Annotated in this window: 19 protein-coding genes and 2 pseudogenes; 10 read left to right on the top strand and 11 right to left on the bottom strand. The window is 35.6% G+C overall.

From position 1 onward, the window contains the following. Positions 1-56: 56 nt before the first annotated feature. Together AC1DCY_RS15900 and AC1DCY_RS15895 are read left to right on the top strand one after the other, a co-directional pair. Positions 57-758, top strand: coding sequence for a response regulator transcription factor (locus tag AC1DCY_RS15900; protein WP_477351652.1), 702 nt, complete (start codon positions 57-59; stop codon positions 756-758). Further along, positions 742-2,253 carry a sensor histidine kinase gene (locus AC1DCY_RS15895; RefSeq protein WP_477351651.1) on the top strand — a complete coding sequence of 504 codons (1,512 nt, stop codon included), beginning with the start codon at positions 742-744 and terminating at the stop codon, positions 2,251-2,253. The genes AC1DCY_RS15900 and AC1DCY_RS15895 overlap by 17 nt, the downstream gene beginning before the upstream one ends. A 116-nt stretch (positions 2,254-2,369) precedes the next feature. Here AC1DCY_RS15895 and AC1DCY_RS15890 read toward each other — a convergent pair whose 3' ends face one another. Together AC1DCY_RS15890 and AC1DCY_RS15885 are read right to left on the bottom strand one after the other, a co-directional pair. Continuing rightward, the gene (locus AC1DCY_RS15890) at positions 2,370-2,678 is read right to left on the bottom strand and encodes a hypothetical protein (protein WP_477351649.1); all 309 of its coding nucleotides are present in this window, start codon (positions 2,676-2,678) and stop codon (positions 2,370-2,372) included. A gap of 459 nt (positions 2,679-3,137) precedes the next feature. Next, positions 3,138-4,016 carry a LysR family transcriptional regulator gene (locus tag AC1DCY_RS15885; protein ID WP_477351648.1) on the bottom strand — a complete coding sequence of 293 codons (879 nt, stop codon included), beginning with the start codon at positions 4,014-4,016 and terminating at the stop codon, positions 3,138-3,140. 104 nt (positions 4,017-4,120) lie between these two features. On the opposite strand from AC1DCY_RS15885, the gene AC1DCY_RS15880 reads away from it, so the two are divergent. Beyond that, positions 4,121-5,323, top strand: coding sequence for a YbfB/YjiJ family MFS transporter (locus AC1DCY_RS15880; protein ID WP_477351646.1), 1,203 nt, complete (start codon positions 4,121-4,123; stop codon positions 5,321-5,323). Between the two features lie 44 nt (positions 5,324-5,367). Here the strand turns inward: AC1DCY_RS15880 and AC1DCY_RS15875 are convergent, their stop codons facing one another. Then, positions 5,368-6,228 (bottom strand): YitT family protein, encoded by an 861-nt coding sequence (locus tag AC1DCY_RS15875; RefSeq protein WP_477351644.1) that lies wholly within the window; start codon positions 6,226-6,228, stop codon positions 5,368-5,370. A 34-nt stretch (positions 6,229-6,262) separates the two neighbouring features. Continuing rightward, positions 6,263-6,802 (bottom strand): helix-turn-helix domain-containing protein, encoded by a 540-nt coding sequence (locus AC1DCY_RS15870; protein WP_477351642.1) that lies wholly within the window; start codon positions 6,800-6,802, stop codon positions 6,263-6,265. 177 nt (positions 6,803-6,979) lie between these two features. On the opposite strand from AC1DCY_RS15870, the gene AC1DCY_RS15865 reads away from it, so the two are divergent. The 4 genes from AC1DCY_RS15865 (at position 6,980) to AC1DCY_RS15850 (ending at position 9,587) form a co-directional block, all read left to right on the top strand. Continuing rightward, a complete protein-coding gene (locus tag AC1DCY_RS15865) occupies positions 6,980-7,231 on the top strand; it encodes a PLD nuclease N-terminal domain-containing protein (protein ID WP_370044272.1) in 252 nt (83 codons plus the stop codon). Beyond that, complete coding sequence (locus tag AC1DCY_RS15860; protein ID WP_477351639.1) at positions 7,215-8,117, top strand: ABC transporter ATP-binding protein; 903 nt, start codon at positions 7,215-7,217, stop codon at positions 8,115-8,117. The genes AC1DCY_RS15865 and AC1DCY_RS15860 overlap by 17 nt, the downstream gene beginning before the upstream one ends. A gap of 4 nt (positions 8,118-8,121) precedes the next feature. Continuing rightward, positions 8,122-8,901 (top strand): ABC transporter permease, encoded by a 780-nt coding sequence (locus AC1DCY_RS15855; RefSeq protein ID WP_477351637.1) that lies wholly within the window; start codon positions 8,122-8,124, stop codon positions 8,899-8,901. A 305-nt stretch (positions 8,902-9,206) separates the two neighbouring features. Then, positions 9,207-9,587: a GntR family transcriptional regulator gene (locus AC1DCY_RS15850; protein WP_477351635.1), complete on the top strand. Its 381-nt coding sequence runs from the start codon at positions 9,207-9,209 to the stop codon at positions 9,585-9,587. 44 nt (positions 9,588-9,631) lie between these two features. Here the strand turns inward: AC1DCY_RS15850 and AC1DCY_RS15845 are convergent, their stop codons facing one another. The 3 genes and pseudogenes from AC1DCY_RS15845 to AC1DCY_RS15835 form a co-directional block, all read right to left on the bottom strand. Continuing rightward, positions 9,632-10,183, bottom strand: coding sequence for a GNAT family N-acetyltransferase (locus tag AC1DCY_RS15845; RefSeq protein WP_477351732.1), 552 nt, complete (start codon positions 10,181-10,183; stop codon positions 9,632-9,634). Positions 10,184-10,289: 106 nt separating this feature from the next. Further along, positions 10,290-11,249 (bottom strand): annotated as a pseudogene (locus AC1DCY_RS15840) (hypothetical protein); the annotation flags it as partial. Between the two features lie 148 nt (positions 11,250-11,397). Continuing rightward, positions 11,398-11,907: a DUF3231 family protein gene (locus tag AC1DCY_RS15835; protein WP_477351633.1), complete on the bottom strand. Its 510-nt coding sequence runs from the start codon at positions 11,905-11,907 to the stop codon at positions 11,398-11,400. A gap of 898 nt (positions 11,908-12,805) precedes the next feature. On the opposite strand from AC1DCY_RS15835, the gene AC1DCY_RS15830 reads away from it, so the two are divergent. Together AC1DCY_RS15830 and ltrA are read left to right on the top strand one after the other, a co-directional pair. Further along, positions 12,806-13,060: a hypothetical protein gene (locus AC1DCY_RS15830; protein WP_477351631.1), complete on the top strand. Its 255-nt coding sequence runs from the start codon at positions 12,806-12,808 to the stop codon at positions 13,058-13,060. A 719-nt stretch (positions 13,061-13,779) separates the two neighbouring features. Continuing rightward, complete coding sequence (gene ltrA, locus AC1DCY_RS15825; RefSeq protein WP_477351629.1) at positions 13,780-15,585, top strand: group II intron reverse transcriptase/maturase; 1,806 nt, start codon at positions 13,780-13,782, stop codon at positions 15,583-15,585. A gap of 220 nt (positions 15,586-15,805) precedes the next feature. Here ltrA and AC1DCY_RS15820 read toward each other — a convergent pair whose 3' ends face one another. After that, the gene (locus AC1DCY_RS15820) at positions 15,806-16,351 is read right to left on the bottom strand and encodes a BclA C-terminal domain-containing protein (RefSeq protein ID WP_427108199.1); all 546 of its coding nucleotides are present in this window, start codon (positions 16,349-16,351) and stop codon (positions 15,806-15,808) included. Between the two features lie 339 nt (positions 16,352-16,690). Between AC1DCY_RS15820 and AC1DCY_RS15815 the strand changes: the two genes are divergently transcribed. Beyond that, positions 16,691-16,957 carry a hypothetical protein gene (locus tag AC1DCY_RS15815; protein WP_427108198.1) on the top strand — a complete coding sequence of 89 codons (267 nt, stop codon included), beginning with the start codon at positions 16,691-16,693 and terminating at the stop codon, positions 16,955-16,957. Positions 16,958-17,398: 441 nt separating this feature from the next. On the opposite strand, the gene AC1DCY_RS15810 is transcribed toward AC1DCY_RS15815, so the two are convergent. From AC1DCY_RS15810 to AC1DCY_RS15800, 3 genes and pseudogenes are all read right to left on the bottom strand, one after another. Next, positions 17,399-17,611 (bottom strand): YjcZ family sporulation protein, encoded by a 213-nt coding sequence (locus tag AC1DCY_RS15810; RefSeq protein WP_477351626.1) that lies wholly within the window; start codon positions 17,609-17,611, stop codon positions 17,399-17,401. A gap of 146 nt (positions 17,612-17,757) precedes the next feature. Next, the gene (locus AC1DCY_RS15805) at positions 17,758-17,958 is read right to left on the bottom strand and encodes a hypothetical protein (protein ID WP_477351624.1); all 201 of its coding nucleotides are present in this window, start codon (positions 17,956-17,958) and stop codon (positions 17,758-17,760) included. A gap of 303 nt (positions 17,959-18,261) precedes the next feature. Continuing rightward, positions 18,262-18,406, bottom strand: a pseudogene (locus AC1DCY_RS15800) (IS110 family RNA-guided transposase); the annotation flags it as partial.

Genomic DNA, 18,406 nt, shown 5'->3' with positions numbered 1-18,406 from the left:
TAAGATGATGGCTTTGATTAATATACCTGATTATACTTTGAAATTGGTGGGATTAGATGACTAAAGAAACAATACTTATAGTTGATGATGAAAAAGAGATTAGAAATCTTATTGCTATTTATTTAAAAAATGAAGGCTATGAAGTTCTAGAAGCAAGTGATGGAGATGAGGGCTTAAGTCTTTTAAAGAAACATCAAGTACATTTAATTGTCTTAGATATTATGATGCCGAACGTGGATGGTATCGAAATGTGTATGAAGGTAAGGGAAATAGCCGAGATGCCAATTATCATGCTGTCAGCAAAGTCTCAGGATATGGATAAAATCACCGGATTAACTTTAGGGGCAGATGATTATGTAACAAAGCCCTTTAACCCTTTAGAGCTAATTGCGCGCATAAAATCTCAGCTTCGTAGATATATCAAAATGGATCGACTAGATAGTATGAACGAAAATGAGATAGAAATTGGTGATCTGCGAATTAATACTGACACACATGAAGTAATCGTCAACAATGAAAAAGTGAAGCTGACGCCAAGGGAGTTTTCAATTCTTGAATTATTTGCAAGAAATCAAGGCATTGTGATGAGCGCTGAGCAAATTTATGAAAAGGTTTGGAAGGAAGAGGCTATTCAGTCTGAAAATACGGTAATGGTACATATTCGTAAAATTCGAGAAAGAATTGAGACAAATCCAAGAAATCCTCAATATATTAAAACAGTATGGGGAGTAGGTTATAAAATTGAGAAAGATCATTAAGCCATTTAAATACATACTAAGCAAACTTAAATTATTTATAGTGAATGCCATTACAAAGGTTCGGGAAAGTATTAGAATTCAACTTTTAACAACCTTTATCCTTTGTGCATTTCTCGGTTTACTTGCTGCGCGAGTTACTCTACCTTATGTTGGGAATCCAACACCTACCATTGACTACAGTGGAGATATGCAGCAAATAAATTTTCAAGCACAGCAAGCGGCAGATTTGGCTGTTAGTGAAAATAGTGTCGAAACTATACTGCAAATGATTGAAGCAGAAAATGAAAAACTGAAATTGACAGAGCATGCGCTGAAAGTGTTAGTTACCGATGAGCACGGGAAAGTTTTGTATAAAACAAAGCAAGCGGAAGAAGAACAAATTGATGTACATAATAAGATTCGTCAGGTAATGGATTTTGCAATCAATCATCCACTCTATAATTTTAATTATGATATACCTACAGTCAAGCAATCGCGTAAAGAAATTATTGCCTTTTATCCAATAACTATAGAAAATAAAAATTTATATTTATTTGTCAGTGGTATTCCAACAGGCATACTTATTAAAAGCATGGAGGGGCCTGTTCCTTTATTAATTGGAATTGCAGTTTTTACCCTTTCATTCTTTTATTTAACAAAACGAAAAATGAAACAAATTGAATCGTTAGCAAAGGGGGTTAAGGAAATCGCAAAAGGAGATTTAACTTATCGAATTGAGAAAAAGGGAATAGATGAAATCGCTTTATTAACAGAGAATGTAAATCATATGGCCGAAGCAATTATGACCAATATAGAGATGGAACGAAGGATTGAAAAACAAAAAAATGAATTAATTACTAATGTTTCGCATGACCTAAGAACACCTCTTACTTCGATTATGGGCTACTTACGATTGTTAAGAGATGAGAGATACGACACGAAGGAGCAATATGATGAGTATTTAAAGATTGCTTTCTCAAAATCCGAACAGTTAAAAAACCTAATTGATGATTTATTTGAATATACGAAGCTAACGAATGAAAGCATTGTCCTTGGGCAACAAGAGGTATGCATCAATGAACTTCTTGATCAGCTAATTGAGGAGTTGATTCCTCAAGCAGAGGAGAACCATCGTACCTTCGTTAAAAATTTCTCGGAGGAACGGATCTTTGCTTCAGTAGATTCTGAAAAAATTGTCAGGGTCTTTGATAATTTATTAATGAATGCAATCAAATATAGTATAGGTGAAGGCAAGATTTTTATTTCTCTTGAAAGAAATGAGGGTAATGTTCAAATCTGTGTTGCAAATGAAAGTAATGAATTTACATCCGAAGAGCTTATGAACTTATTTGAGCGATTTTATAAAAAAGATCAATCTAGAACAAGTGTAGCGGAAGGTTCAGGACTTGGCCTTGCTATTGCTAAAAGCATTGTAGAACTACATGGTGGTAAAATTGACGCGAAGTATAAGGAAGGAATGTTGCAGTTTAACATCGAACTTCCTGTTACAGTTTAACTTCTTTCAGCGGGTGTCCAAATATCCGCTGAAAGAAGTTAAAGCCTCGGACGCAATTATTCCAAGGCATAATTGATAAAAATAGTAAGGTAGCATTAGTGCAATGCTACCTTTTTTCATGGGCGAATGAGTTGCTCAATAGTGAGAATATGATTGGCATTAGAGTGGGGAAGGCTCTTTTGTAAGTGCATTAAAATATTTTTGTCTTTAATAATAATTTGAATTTCAGTATAGCTATATTGTTTTTGAACATCTTGAACATATTCTGTAATTTTCAATAAATGAAGTGGGTCTTTTATTTCTACTTCTACAAAAAAGGGCAGTGTTAATTGATGTAAACTTAAGCAACCGCGACGAATCCAAACCGCTTCATTGACGAAATATCGGATAGGTAATTGACGATTACTTGCGATAAATAAGTCCATTTATTTCTCCTTTTTTAAATCTTGTTGTTAATAGTGATGGATAGCCCCGCCTCAAAGCGTGGATAGAACTATCAAAAAGCTGGATAGCCCGCCTCCAAGTGTGGATAGAACTATCAAAAAGCTGGATAGCCCGCCTCAAAGCGTGGATAGACCGACAAAAAGATGGATAGCCCGCCTCAAAGCGTGGATAGAACCGACAAAAAGATGGATAGCCCGCCTCAAAGCGTGGATAGAACTATCAAAAAGATGGATAGCCCGCCTCCAGGTGTGGATAGAACCCTCAAAAAGATGGATAGCCCGCCTCAAAACGTGGATAGAACTATCAAAAAGATGGATAGCTCGCCTCAAAGCGTGGATAGAATCGACAAAAAGATGGATAGCCCGCCTCGAAGCGTGGATAGAACCGACAAAAAGATGGATAGCCCGCCTCAAAGTGACGGATAGAACCGTAGCCCCGTCTCAAACCGACGGATATTTGTATGCATCAATCGTCTCTAGAAAATATTTTAGCGCAGGTGATTGTACTTCGTCATTGCGATAAATAAACCAAGTCGGGATTTGAGCCTGCTTTGTTGCTAGTATGTGCAGCGACAGTGATTGAGTATCCATATATTTTTGAGCGACTGCACGTGGCAGTAATGTTACACCTAGTCCAGCAGCAACGCAGCCAATGATTCCGTCGAGGGTGCCAAATTCCATACGCTTTTGTGGTTGCACACCGTCTTCACGCAACCAATGCTCCCAAATAGCTCTATATGAGCAGCCATGAGGAAAAGTAATAAATGTGCTGTCCTCTAAATCTCGCTGGCTGTCAATTCGTTTATGCTTGCTAGATGTGATGACAACAAGCTCCTCACAAACAAATTCCTTCGCAAGGATATTTTCTTTATAAACGGGTCCATTTACAAACGCACCATCCAATTCATAGTTTTCTAGCCGTTTAATATTTTGTTGGGATGGACTTGTCAATATAGTGATATCCACCTGATCGTGTGCTTTATGAAAAGTCGTTAACAAGGTAGGTAGGTGCAGTGCCGCAGTCGTTTCCATTGAACCAATACGTAAAAGTCCTTTATTTTCCTCTGTATCCTGAAGTATTTCAAAGGATTTTTCATAGAGATGTAGCATTTTTGAAACTATCTCAAAAAATTGCTCTCCCTTTGCAGTCAAGCTTATGCCTCGATGTCCTCGATAAAAAAAAGTTGTATTATACATGTTCTCGAGATTTTGTATTTTCATAGAGATGTTGGATTGGGTGTAATTAAGTTCTGCAGCCGCCTTGGAGAAGCTACCTGATTGCACGACTGTCCGAAAAATTAAGAGATCATTAATATTCATAAGTTCCCTCCGGCCATCAGTTTATTTGATATCTATTATAACGAATTTGAGCTCTTTGTAATACCTGAACTTTCGTTATAGTGAGAGGAAGGGGAGAGGGAAATATGCACAAACAAACAGTTCAATATTTAGTAGGAGGCATTTTTACATTAATCATTGCCATGGCCATTGGTCGTTTTTCCTATACGGTTATCTTGCCGTATATGCAAGATACTTTTGCTTTTAGTCGTGCCACAGCAGGTTTTCTAGCAACTAGTAATTATTTCGGATACTTAGTAGGGGCATTGGTGGCTGGTCGGTTACAAATCGGGGATAAACGTATCCCCTTTTTACAAATAGCGCTTGTTATTAGCATTTTGACAACAGCTATGATGGGCTTTACTGATGCTGTTATTGCATGGTATTTACTTCGTTTTATTTCAGGGGTAATGAGTGCGTTGATCTTTGTAGTTGTTGCTAGCCTTGTACTCGATCAGTTAGCTGAGAATGGCAAAGCGCATTTATCAGGGCTTTTTTATAGCGGGGTAGGTACAGGAATTGCCCTAAGTGCGGTTATTGTATCACCTATTCATGCAATGTTTGATTGGGATGGAACATGGATTGCTTTGGCGTTATTTAGTGTCATATTACTTGTATTCGTCGTATTTTTCATTAAGCCAGTTACTCAACATACACAACAGAAATCAAGTCAGACAGTAGCAATGCGAAAATTCCCGCCTACGACATGGATGAAGTGGCTCATTTTAGCTTATAGCTTAGAGGGCCTTGGCTACATTGTCACGGGGACATTTATCGTATCAACAGCAGAAGAGTCAACAGGCTTTCATGGTGATGCAGCCTTTGTATGGTTTGTTGTTGGGATTGCAGCAATTCCATCTTGCATTGTTTGGTCTAAACTTGCACAGCGACACGGCTATGTGAGGACATTATTGATTTCTATGCTATTTCAAGGGCTAGGAATTGTTTTACCAGCATTTGCGACAAATACGATGACACTCTACACTAGTGCTTTTATTTTTGGAGCAACCTTTATGGGAATTACAACTGTGGCCACAACATTAGCAAGACAAATATTGCCGGTGAACAGTCATCAAATATTAGGTTATCTAACAGCTGGTTATGCTTTGGGACAGATGTTAGGTCCTTCACTTGCAGGAACATTAGCCAATTCTACAAATAGCTATCAGTTTGCCTTGTTTGGTGCAACAGCCGTTGTAATAGGAGGAGCATTATGTCTTATTAGTGGATTAAAATATGAAAAAGTAAACGTAGGAGAGCTAGCTACGCAAGTAAACCTAAGTAAATAGACAAAAAAGTAAGTAAGTCTACGAGCGACTTACTTACTTTTGTTTTAGTGGATATCACGTTTTTTGAAGTTCCCACCACGCACCTCTGAAACATCAGAAATAACTATGAAGGCACTTTCATCAATATCTTTAATAATCGATACAAGTTTATTTTCTTCCATACGGTTAATGACACAGTTTAATATATCAGTGGGTTCATTAGAAAAACCGCCAAACCCTTTTGTATATGTAACACCACGTCCTAAACGAGCTTGGATCGCATCACCAATATCCTCTGATTTTGCACTGACGACACGAACATCTTTTGATTTTTCTAAACCATCTTGGATAATATCGATAACGTTTTTTGCAATAAAGTATGTTAAAGCTGAGTATAGTGCGCTCTCTAAGCCAAAAATAAAACTTGCCCCTAAGAAAATAAAGGCATTAATAAATAATATAATATCCCCGACTGAAAACGGAACCTTACGTGAAAGTAACACGGCTAAAATTTCAGAGCCATCCAAAGCGCCGCCGTTACGTAAGACAATCCCAATCCCAACACCTAGTAGCATACCACCAGATAAAACAATTAATAATGGATCATTTGGGCCTAAAATTGTTTTAACATCATGCATAAGCACTGTGGAAATAGATAGAGCTGCAATCCCAGCAGTACTCATCAATGCAAAAGTTTTACCTACTTGTTTGTAGCCAATCCAAATAAAAGGAATGTTTAATACAAAGAGCAGTACGCCTAATGGAATACCAAAGAGGTGTGCGCCCATAATACTAAGCCCCGTTACGCCACCATCAATGACATCGTTCGGAATTAATACCGCTTCTAGTCCATATGCTGCGATGATGGCGCCAATTATAATCATGATAAATTTTCGTGTATTTTCAACTGTCTTTCTTCTTTTCATAAATCTTCTCCATTTCTTTATGTAAAAATATTACTTAAGGTTTTGGAATAATATTTATAGCAATTGTTTTTGTCTCAGTCTCTTTGCTTGAGTCGGCCATATTATAGTATTTATTTATTAAATCGTTTAATTCATTTTCAAAACTCATAAATTGATCAGTCGTTAATCTCAAATCAATAATAGAAAAAGTTGGTAAATCGGCAAGTCTTTTTTCTTCATCAAGTGAATTTAAATAATTTTGATATTGAGATAGTAAAGCTAATTGGTAGTAGGAAACATAATTTAATTTTTGTTTAATCGTTAGTTGTGTCCAATCCTCCTTATTAAGTTTTATTGCTCCTTCATTTACTGCATAAAATTTTTCTGTAACAGAACGTACTTTTCGCTCTTTCACAATTTTTATGATGTTTTCATCCACTAAAATTTGGATGTGGCGATACAAAGTAGCTTGAGGTACATCCTTTATGATAGAAATCATCTCCAAAGTGCTTAAGCCTTCTTCTTTATCGTGCATTAGAGCTTGTAAAATTTTCATTCTCACAGGGTGCATTAAAACTTCTGCTTTATTCCGCATAAAAACGATCCTCCTATCAGATGGAATCAAGGGAAGCAATCAAATGTTATCAATATGAGAACATTATCAATAAATATACTATATATTTTTTTTACAGATGTACAGTAGAAAGGTAATGAAATTTTTTACATCTTCTGTTATCATTATCGATAATGATAATGAATGGAGGTTTAAGAAATGAAATTACACTATGGTTTTGATGAGTTAAGCCAACTGGATTGGGCAAGTATACTTCCAATCATTTTGCCATTTTTATTCGTAGGATTTGTTCTAATCATTGTTGCTTTATTCGATTTATATCGGCACCGAGATACGCGGGAAAACATACTGATGTGGACAATTATTATTTTGTTCTGTAACTCAATTGGTTCTGTTCTATACTTCATTATTGGCAGAAAGGATGTAAATAAACGTGCGCTTAGAGATTAAAAATATTACGAAAAAGTTTAAACAAAAAACAGCCGTGAATAATTTTTCAATGGTCATTGATGCTAATGAGTGTGTCGGATTAATTGGACCAAATGGAGCGGGAAAATCCACGTTAATTCAAATCATTGCCGACATTCTGAATGCAGACAAAGGGGAAATTCTTCTTGATGGTCAAAAGATTTCATCTATGAGAAATCAAATTGGTTACTTACCTCAGTATCCTAATTTTTTCTCATGGATGACTGCATTTGAAACATTGTCCCTTATGGGAACACTTTCTGGCATATCAAAAAGTGAATTGCAGAAAGAAATTCCATTGCTTTTAGAAAAGGTTGGCTTAGGGAAGGAAGCACATATTCATGTCGGGACATTTTCAGGTGGTATGAAGCAACGCCTTGGCATCGCACAAGCATTATTGCATAAGCCAGCTTTAATGATTATGGATGAACCGGTATCAGCGCTAGATCCAATAGGGAGAAGAGAAGTATTAAATCTATTAAAAGAGATAAAAAAAGAAACGACAGTTTTAATATCAACGCATATATTGAGCGATGCGGAGGAAATTTGTCAGCGTTTTGTGATGATTAAAAATGGTCACAAAATAGAGGATGCTACAAAATCAGAGTTACTTAAGCGCCATCAAGAATCAGCCATCTTTTTAATGATTCGTAAGGTAGATTTTCAGTGGTTAGCAATGCTTGAACAATTATCTTATGTACAGAAAATCGAAAGCTGTGGAAATGGCTTCAAAATACACGTTGAAAATTTGGAAGCAGATGCTAATCGATTAATACAGCACGGCCTGGATTCAAAAGTGATGTTTACTAAATTTGAAGTGGGTATTCAAGACAATCTCGAAGAAATATTTTTAGAATTGGTGGTGTAAGTGCATGAGTGTCTTTATTGCATTAAGCAAAAAAGAAGTACATCAAATGGCAAGGGAGTTTAAAATATTGTGGCTCCCAATCGTATTTATTTTACTAGGGCTAACCCAACCGATTATGATGTATTATTTACCTGTTATTTTACAATCAGCAGGTGGTGTTCAAGGTATAATAATTGATCCTGCGATGGCAAAGCCTGTGGGACAGGAGGTACTTGCCTCAACTTTAAATTCACAATTTGATCAGCTAGGCATTATTATTCTTGTCGTTGCCACTATGAGTATTATCCAAGGAGAGAAAGCAAATGGCATGATGGCTTTTATCCTAACAAGACCAGTATCGATATCATCTTATTTAAATAGTAAAATCATCATCCATTATATTTTAGCTGTTATATGTATAGCTCTTGGCTATGCCGCATCCTATGGCTATTCAGCGTATTTATTTACTACTGTTCCTATGACACAAGCTATGTGGGCTTTTGTATTTTATTGTGTTTGGCTGTTATTCATCATAACGTTTGTTGCGATGATGAGTACATTTTTTAATAGTCCTGCATTTATAGCACTTATAAGTATCGTCGTTCTATTATTATGTCGTTTTATCGCGGGACTACATCCATTCATCGACGTTGTGAATCCTGCTAGTAATAGTATGTATGCAACAAATATTCTAACGACAGGTGATGTGGGATCTTGGTATGGCATCAATATTGTAGTAACACTGCTGTTAGTTCTATTGATGATCATTACTATGCAAAGTTTTATTGCGAAAAAGAAGTTTTAACTTCTTTCAGCCAAGTCTTCTGTGCGAAAGCGGAGCGGCAGGCACAGATGTCTTTTGTATCGAAAGCGAAGCGACAGATACAGATGTCTCCCGTCACTTTATGGGGTGATGAATACGGGTTTAAGTCACTTTTTCAGTAGGTGTTCAAACATTAGGCGGCATAAATGATATGGGATGAGGTGAAGAAAATGTTATCGATACAAAATTTATAGAAACCGTATGGACTGGTCCTCAAGGAGTCGTCTAGTCCCCACCCTGATGAACTTATTTTTGGCGAAGAACCATATGAAAGGATACGTGAACAATTGAATGTAAAAATAGATCCAATGAGTAAAGTTCCTTTTTATCACCAGTTAACCCAGCAACTACTTTTTGAAATAGCGACAGGGAAATTGCAAAATGGTGACCCATTACCTTCCATTCGTGATTTAGCAGCTCAAACAAACCTCAATCTTCATACCGTTCATAAAAGCTATAAGGAGCTTCAGAAGAAGGGGATAATCGATATAAAACCTAACTCTAAAGCAATTGTTAAAAAGTCTGCTGAAGCAAAGAGCGTTAACCTTCAACAAACTTCTATAAAGGTCGAACAAATGATATGTGAAGCTTTTGTTTTAGGTATTAGCGAACATCAACTACAGCAGGTGTTTCATGAGAATTTGCAAAAATATTATAGTGAATGTTAAGAGAGAAAGAGATGACTTCTGTAATGTGCAGAAGTCATCTCTTTCTAATTACAATGTATTTTAGTAAATTCATCCTTTGTCATTCCAAAATAGACCTCATCATAAAAGGTACCATTTGTATAAATCATATTTCTCAACCGACCTTCCTCAACAAATCGCAGTTTTTTATGTAGAGCTATAGAAGATGCATTAAAAGAGTAAATACAAATTGTTGCTTTCTGATAGCGAAGTTCAAAGAAATAATGCTTTAAAATCGTTAAAATCATATCTTTTGCATACCCTTTTCCTCTATGCGAGGGAAATACCGTTATAGCATAATCAAAGGTCCCATTCTTTGCATCACAGTCAGAAACCTCAATTGTCCCCACGACATTGTTCGAAGTATCCTCCGCAATCCAGTAAAAATCATCACTGTCAGTAGATGCCCCTTGTGATATTTCATTTATCCATTCTTCAATTTGCTGATTTGTCCGAGGGAAGGCGATTGAATCAAGGTTTTTAAGTATGTCATCATCTAAATTTTCAAATATATGAATGTCCTCAGATTTGGCTGCCCTCAACCGTATTTTTTCTCCACGCCAATAGGAAACTTTCATTGAACTCATCTGCCTTTCTAATTTATAGAGTTAAATTATACCATTATGATATGTGTGGAAAAGAAAAAGTAAGAAACCACTAAAAGAGTTCCTTACTTTTACAATGTTATATTAAAAACACCGCCACAATAGTTGTAATCACAAGGCCAATCGCCACTGGCAATAAATTACGCCTTGCAAGTTCGAATGGGCTAACATTGCATATAGCAGCAGCCGGGATTAATGCCCAAGGAATTAAAGTACCGCCTCCTACAAAAATAGCTGTTATTTGCCCTAAAGCTGTTAAAGTAGCAGTACCTCCACCAATAGCATTGCCAAACAGACTACCGACAGAACCTGCTAAGGAAATGCCTGAGAAGCCAGAGCCGTCTAAGCCTGTAATGGCGCCAACGACTGCTAAAGTGACGACTGCAATTCCCTTTGTTAATGGAACTACCGCAGCTAGACCCACACCGAGATCGTTGACAATACCGTGTGAAGTGGCTGGTAAGTAGTCACCAATAATTTGTGTAAATCCGGAATCTCCTAAATAGAAAAAGGCTGCGATTGGAATAACTGGTCCAAACACTTTAAATCCGAATTGGAAACCTTGAATGAAATAGCTTGTTGTCTTTTCAAGCCCTTGTTTTTTGTGGGCTACAACACAAAGCAACAGTAGTATAAAGACAGATGTGCCTCCTATTAAAGCTGTTGCATCTCCGCCTTGTAATTTTAAGATAGACATGGCGATGACATCGAGTACAAAGGCAATTGGAATAAGTACTGCGAAAAAGCGTTTTTGCCCGAGTGTTAGCAGGTTTTCAGCAGCTACTTGTTCTACATTTTCATTTGTGTCGTTTGTTGCATATAAATTCGCTGATCCACGCTTCATATCCCGGCGTAATAAGATATAAGCGACTACCGTAGTAACAACGCCCATTGTAATAACAAGGGGAATACTAGCAGTCATTACCTCACTTACTGGAATACCAGCAGCATCAGCCGTTAGCTTCGGAGCTCCTTGTATAACAAAATCACTCGATAGAGCGATTCCGTGACCAAATAAATTCATCGCCATCGCTACTCCAAAAGTGTGCATCAAAAGTATCTTTTTTATTGCAGAAGAGGGTTCTGGCAATCTTATACTTCGATAGAAAAAATCAATCGGTCAATAAAAAAGGGTATAAAAAACCCCAGTGTAATACTGGGGAGACGGTTTGTCAGGCAAAATATTGTTATTTTTCTGGGTAATCTACATGTAATGGCGGTGGAACTAACCAACCTTTAGATTTATTAAGACGTAATAGTTTTGCTCCAAGTTGAGCTTTTGCTGTATGGAACTGACCATACATTAGTCCAATATCTTCTCTAGTTGACATACCCATAACTTGGCTACATGTAACTAGCCCGGCAGCCATGTCACCTGTGATAGTAGCGCTAATCTCTGGATCATTAAATTTTGCACCAGGAGGGATATCCTCAATTCTTGCAACGGGTCTTTCTGGTGGTGCAGGTGGTAAAGCAATACCGTTAGTTTTTAATATTTTTTCTAACTGTTTTGTTTCTTCTCTACAAGTGTCGATGATATCTTCGATAATTTTTCTTAAATCATCATCGCCTGCATGATTATAAAACGTTTGATATCCAGCTATGAAGCCGTAATTGACAGTAAGGTGTGTCCAGATACTAAAAACTTCACCGTAATGTAACGGTTCATCTTTAGGGTTACCACTAAGTATTCCCATACTCGCACTTCCTTTCTTATTTGAACATTTTTAAACATGGATAGTATGGGTGTAAAAAGAAAAATAATTCGTTTTTTAAGAAATAAAAAAGGGTCACTTAGAGTGTGACCAACTATAAATCAATAAAAGATTTATGTTTTGAGATGAAAAAGACGTATTTGTGCATATTACATTTATAAATGCAATAAAAAACTGCGGCGCTCGCCAACGCCACAGTCTTTAGTTAGTTTGAGACATCTAAGACCTTCTTAGAATATCCAGATTTAAGGGAATTTATTCATTTAAAAAAGCTACAGCGTGTGTTTCTGTACAATATGACGAAAAGCCGTGACGGTCAACCAACGCCACAGCCTTTATAAGTGCGTGCGATACACTCAATTTTAATGTATGCAAATTAAGGTTACCTATACATTAAAAAAGCCGCATCATCACACCCTACAGCTCGGAAAAATGTTTGGAAAGGTAATTATGTAATAGTGGGATAGCTTAATGCAATAACAACTTGGGGCGATGCCATGCAACAGGTTGCTATCCCGAAACTAATGTATGTAATGGGATTTTAAAAATATTTATAACACTATAAAAATGTCAGAAAAGGACGAAAAAAAGAGCCATCTCCTTAAAAAGAAATGACTAAATAGTAATTATGGTGTGATCGCAATTGTGGGATTGCTAAGCGTATTTGCTTAACACTACTATTTATATGATTCGATAACTAAGTTTGTATAGTTAATTGACCTATATAAAAAAAGGATCACTGCTGGTCCTTCAGCGATCCTTCGAGGAGGGAAGCAATATGCCTCTTTTATACTATTCTAGATATGATATATGTAGTTTACATTTTGCACAAAGTGAACTGTCCATAGGAAAGAAAATGCATAGAAAGGAATGATTCTTTATGCAACAAACAATTGATTATATAAATGGATTGATCGAAGAATTATCTGACGTTAGTTGGGGAATTTCTGCAATTGTAGACTATAAAGAAGTTAAAGAAGATGATGATGTTTACGCTGAATATGATGGTTCTACATTTAAAAAACAAGATGATTATTATATACAACAAACTCAACATGGTGATGATTGGTTTTCGGGAACAATTATTTATCCAATAAATGAAAATAAAGCTTTGCAAATTAATTACAGTTGTTAACACGTTTTAGAAAGATATTGTTCAGTGTGCGAAACGTTTCCCTATAAATGTTTATTCATGAAATGGGAGGGCTGTTATTACAGCCACAACTGATTAACCGAAATTCGGAATGAAAGCCGTCATGTTGAGCTGAAACGAATTATCTGATACTCCTACATGCATGAACTGGTAATAGACAGGATGTGTATGAAGCTAGGTAAAGTCGGCTGAAGAGTACCTAAGTTGCTAAGAAAGGATAAGGTACTTAATAGGTCGGGATGCTATAAAATATCTATGGTGAGAATGCCCATTAGGGCTGACGAACTTGCGAATGTAAGGGTCTAGACAATAACTATGATTGAAAAACATAGTCTGATTTATTCAGAGTTAAACACCGAAAAGTAAGATTACTGAATATGAACTTCGGGATATTCGACAAGGAGAATATAGTTTAACAGGCTTATAGCAAGCACCTAAGGATATATGGAAAGCTAGGTTAATCGGAACGTTGTAAGCAAGGAACATCCATTTAACGACTATTATCGGGATGGTGGACATAAGGCATATGCCGAAATTTCTTTATCCTTGTGAAAGTAGGGGCACAGTACCAATGAAGCGAGTAATGACCGTGGAGGGATAGCCCCAAGTCTTGTTCTTTGAAAACTAAATCAACTAAATGAAACTCACAAGGTCGAGTAAGATGATGGGACTTTTCTTATGAAAGGGGCAACACACCATCGGTGAGTACAACACTACGACATGCAGAATATTATGATATGCAAAGTATATTTGATGACCTTTACGAAAGAAGTAAGAATAATGCAACCAAAGGTTTAAATTTATACGAACATATTATATCTAAAAATAATATTCTACTAGCTTATCGGAATATTAAGGCTAACACAGGTTCAAAAACTGCTGGTACAGATGGTATCACCATAGAGCAATATAAAATAGAAGATGTTGAAACATTTGTGGACGAAATAAGAACAACATTAAAGAACTACAAACCTCAAACGGTCAGAAGAGTAGAAATACCAAAACCAAATGGGAAAACCAGACCACTAGGGATTCCGACCATGAGAGATAGACTTATACAACAAATGTTTAAACAAATACTAGAGCCAATCTGTGAAGCTAGATTTTACAACCATTCGTATGGCTTTAGACCAAATAGGTCAACTCATCATGCAATGGGGAGATGTCAATTTCTTGCTAATATTGCATTAAATCAACATGTAGTAGACATAGATATAAAAGGTTTCTTTGATAATGTCAGTCACTCAAAACTGTTAAAACAAATGTACAGTATAGGAATTTGTGACAAAAGGGTATTAAGTGTAGTATCAAAAATGCTAAAAGCCCCTATAAAAGGTATAGGAATCCCAACAAAAGGAACTCCGCAAGGAGGGATTCTCTCACCTCTTCTATCCAATATTGTATTGAACGATTTAGATTGGTGGATAAGCAATCAATGGGAAAATATGAAAACCAATTCCAATTATAAAGAAAGAAAAAATAAAGTTTACATGATAAAAAGAACTACGACCTTAAAGGAAATGTATATCGTGAGGTATGCAGATGACTTTAAGATATTCACAACATCCCATAAAAATGCTACCAAAATCTATCATGCAGTTAAAGGTTATCTCAAGAATTACTTACATCTTGACATTTCCAATGAAAAATCAAAGATCACCAACTTACGGAGAAGAGCATCCGAATTTCTTGGATTCTCACTCAAAGTAATCAAAAAAGGAAAGCGATATGTAGCCAATACACACGTTATGGATGATAAAGTGAAAACAATTCTGCAAAAAGCCAGAAAGTTAATTCATGAAATCCGAAAAAATCCAACAGCTAAAATGGCTATGAATTATAACGCATATGTTCTTGGAATAAAAAACTACTACAAGATAGCAACGCATGTGAACACTGACTTCTCTGAAATAGCCTATCGGCTTTCTCGAACCTTATACAATCGACTCAAATCTATTGGGAAATATGGAATACCAATTAAACCCTCAGAAACATATAAAAGGTTTAACAAAAATAATTACAAGACATTTGAAATAGAGGGAATACACCTTTTCCCTTTAGCGGATATAAAAACTGTGAACAGTAGAAATTTTAGTCAAGACTTATGCAACTATACAAAAGAAGGAAGATTACAGCTATATAAACAGTTAAAAAGTGACGTAGCTATTGAAATAAATAAACTACTAAAAAGAATTCCTTATAGCGATAATCTTGAATATGTAGATAATCGAATTTCAAGATACTCTATGCAATCAGGTAAATGTGCGATAACAGGAGAATTCTTAGTGGCTGAAGAAGTTCATTGTCATCACAGAATCCCTCGACATATGGGTGGTACTGATGAATTCAAGAACCTCGTAATAGTGCATAGAAATGTTCACAAATTAATCCACGCTACAGAAACAGAGACAATTGAACGATATAAGAGCCTTCTCCGATTGGATGGTAAACAATTGGAGAAATTAAACCAATTTCGTAAGAAATGTAATTTAGTTGCTTTAGTCTAAAAGGATAAGATGGAACGCCTAATGCGGTGAAAGCTGCACGTTGGGTGTGGAGCAGGGGAAAAGATGGAGATAACTTCAAAATCTTACCTATTGCTATAAAGGAAGCGCGCATAAATATGAAAAGAAAAAAGGAGTAATTCCTGTGCAAAAGGTTAATCACTCCTAACTACGAAATCTATTTTTTTTTTGAAGTTTTGAATCAAAGAGAGTCTTTATATCTCTAGACAATTGGACTTAACATTTTAAGGATAATAGAAGCATTTACGTTAGTTTGTGTGCCTCCTGCCAAAGTTTGAAGGATTACTGCTGCAGCGGAGGAATGATTTCTAAGTGTAAGTATACCGCCAGACGGTATAGCAATTATTGCCTGACCATTGTTTTGTTGAGTACCAGCCCCTGAACCATAGACTGTTTCTGGAATCGGTACACCATTTAAAAATAATGTGAATTGGTTAGGTTCAACACCTGATACGCTGAAAGTAACCTCGTAGATTCCTGGTCTAGTAACAAAAATTTGAGAGGTTCCTGGAGCATGCGTAATTCCCGGAGTAACTATACCTGTTGAATCAAAAATAATATCTGCTTCTACAGCTACAGTTTCAGGACCTAGATTATATATATATCCATATTCGCAAAGACCACTACATGCTGTTGGTGTTATAGGGGGAATAGCGCCAGTAATTCCACAGAGATCAACGGCTGTGAATGGTCCTATTTGGCTTCCACATAAGCAGGAACGTTTATTACAGTTACTACAGTTATCCATTTTTTCACCTCCATTAGTAGTATTTTATTCGAATGAAATATGGAGTAAAGGGCAATAGGCTAACAATCGACTAAATTTAATCGTTCATTATTGAAGGTTAAGTTACTGCACATTTTGAGATTATTTTTCTGAGGAAGTGAGTCAAAAATGAACAAAGAAACAAGATGAAAATAAAAGAGATTCAAAGTACAATACTGCTTATTAAAAATTGCTAAATAAGTTAAACCTAGTGCTAATTAAATCCAATTTATGAGACGGTTTTATGTCTTAAGCAATATCTCATGTGACAAAGACCGCACCATAATGATGACTTTAAGATAGAGAGGAAGAGTCAACCAAATGCTAAAAAACATAAATAATCAAGGTGAGATATTGGATACTGAAAATATTTTAGGGAAATATAGGGATAATATAGAATTAATTCAACAGAAATTAAAACAACTTGAGATGGTCACTACTAAATTGCAAAGTGAAGGATTGGTTGAAATAGAAAAGTTGGCTAATGAATTAAATATGTTGCAGAAGCTCTCAACGAGTATAGAATTTAAAGCTAAGTGTCTTATTTGTAATAACGGTGAAACAATCGAGACATCAGCATCTGAATAAAATATAGTTCAAGTCATATCCAATAGGTGTGGCTTTTTATTATGCATAAAGCAAAACAATCATTATGTATTTTTTTATTTAACGTGTGACAACACTCATTTCAAGTGTCGTCATCTTCTTAATTTTTTATTAGAAGAAGAGAATTTTTACTAAAAGCAAAAGAATTATTAGCTGGTTAAAGGATGGTTTTATTACCAACTTTAAATTCATTTTTATCACCACCTTTTTATTTAATTATTCTGTGTGATGAGGGTAAATTTTATTCCAAATATGAAAATTGTGAAGGGATGAATACTTTGAGTAAGGAAAAATAAACAAGGCATCAGAGGAAAGTTACCCTTAGTAAAGATAGATATGAAGGTGCAAGGGAAAGTTAGTATTACCCTAATAATTATGAGCATTAGAGGCGGTATTGGGTATTAATAATATTTTGAAATGAAACTAGCACTCAATAATTAGAAGAATGAATAGAAAAACAATTAGAGCAAATGATGAACCAGATCCATAACCACTACCATAAACTCCTAAGCCTTTTTGGAGGTTTTCAATGAAAGAAAAGTTATGAATATAACATTGATTTTTTATGTATTTAAAAAGATTCCTTTGTTGGCGTTCGGTACACCAAGGATATGTACCAAAAGAATCTTTTTTCATTTAATGATTTGAAAACCCTATAAAAGTGAGTACCTAATTTTTTTGTTTTATATTAATTATCTTCACTATTCCATTATTTTAAATTCCAAATGTGACTCCTGAACATTGTAAGGACCCAACGAAACATATTGTTCAGAAAAAAATATTTAGTTATTGAATAGTTCTTTTTTAAAAAAAATTGAAGTTAATAAAAAAGCCATTCCTATAAAAATGTAAATTAGTGCAACAGATTGGTTCGGAATAAATGAAATGTAAGTACTTGAACCGATTGACGTAAAAAATCCACTCATAAACATAAAGACACCTATACAATAAAGGAATTTTCCGATTGTAGTACGTTTTTTCATATATAGATTCCTCCTGAAATATGGATAACCGTATATTGAAGAATATCTTAATTAGGAAGTTTTTAGAACTATGAATTGATTTCACACTTTGAGGAAAGTATGTACTTATTGAAATAACGGAGAGCTTTACTTGGAAATTATTTAGTTGCATAGGCAGCTCTTTCTTACGATTAGTCAAGTATCTATAATAACTTTCTTAACTCTCTGATATTATTTTGATAAATTGGACCATGCCGAATAAAGCCTAGTGATTTTTCGATTTTTCATAAGGCTTTAGTATGTTAAACTGATGCTACGAYTGTACTAGGGAGCCAACCTGTAGTCGTAGTTTTGATTATGTGTGACAAGAAAGAAGATCGTTTTCAATAACTTGTTTACACATGCGATGGAGGCAACCTTATGACATTTGTTATAGGGTTGCGTTTTTAATTTATCGTAGTACTCAACG

It is taken from the genome of Lysinibacillus sp. 10T31 (assembly GCF_056394365.1).
This window is presented reverse-complemented; position numbering and strand designations above follow the sequence as displayed.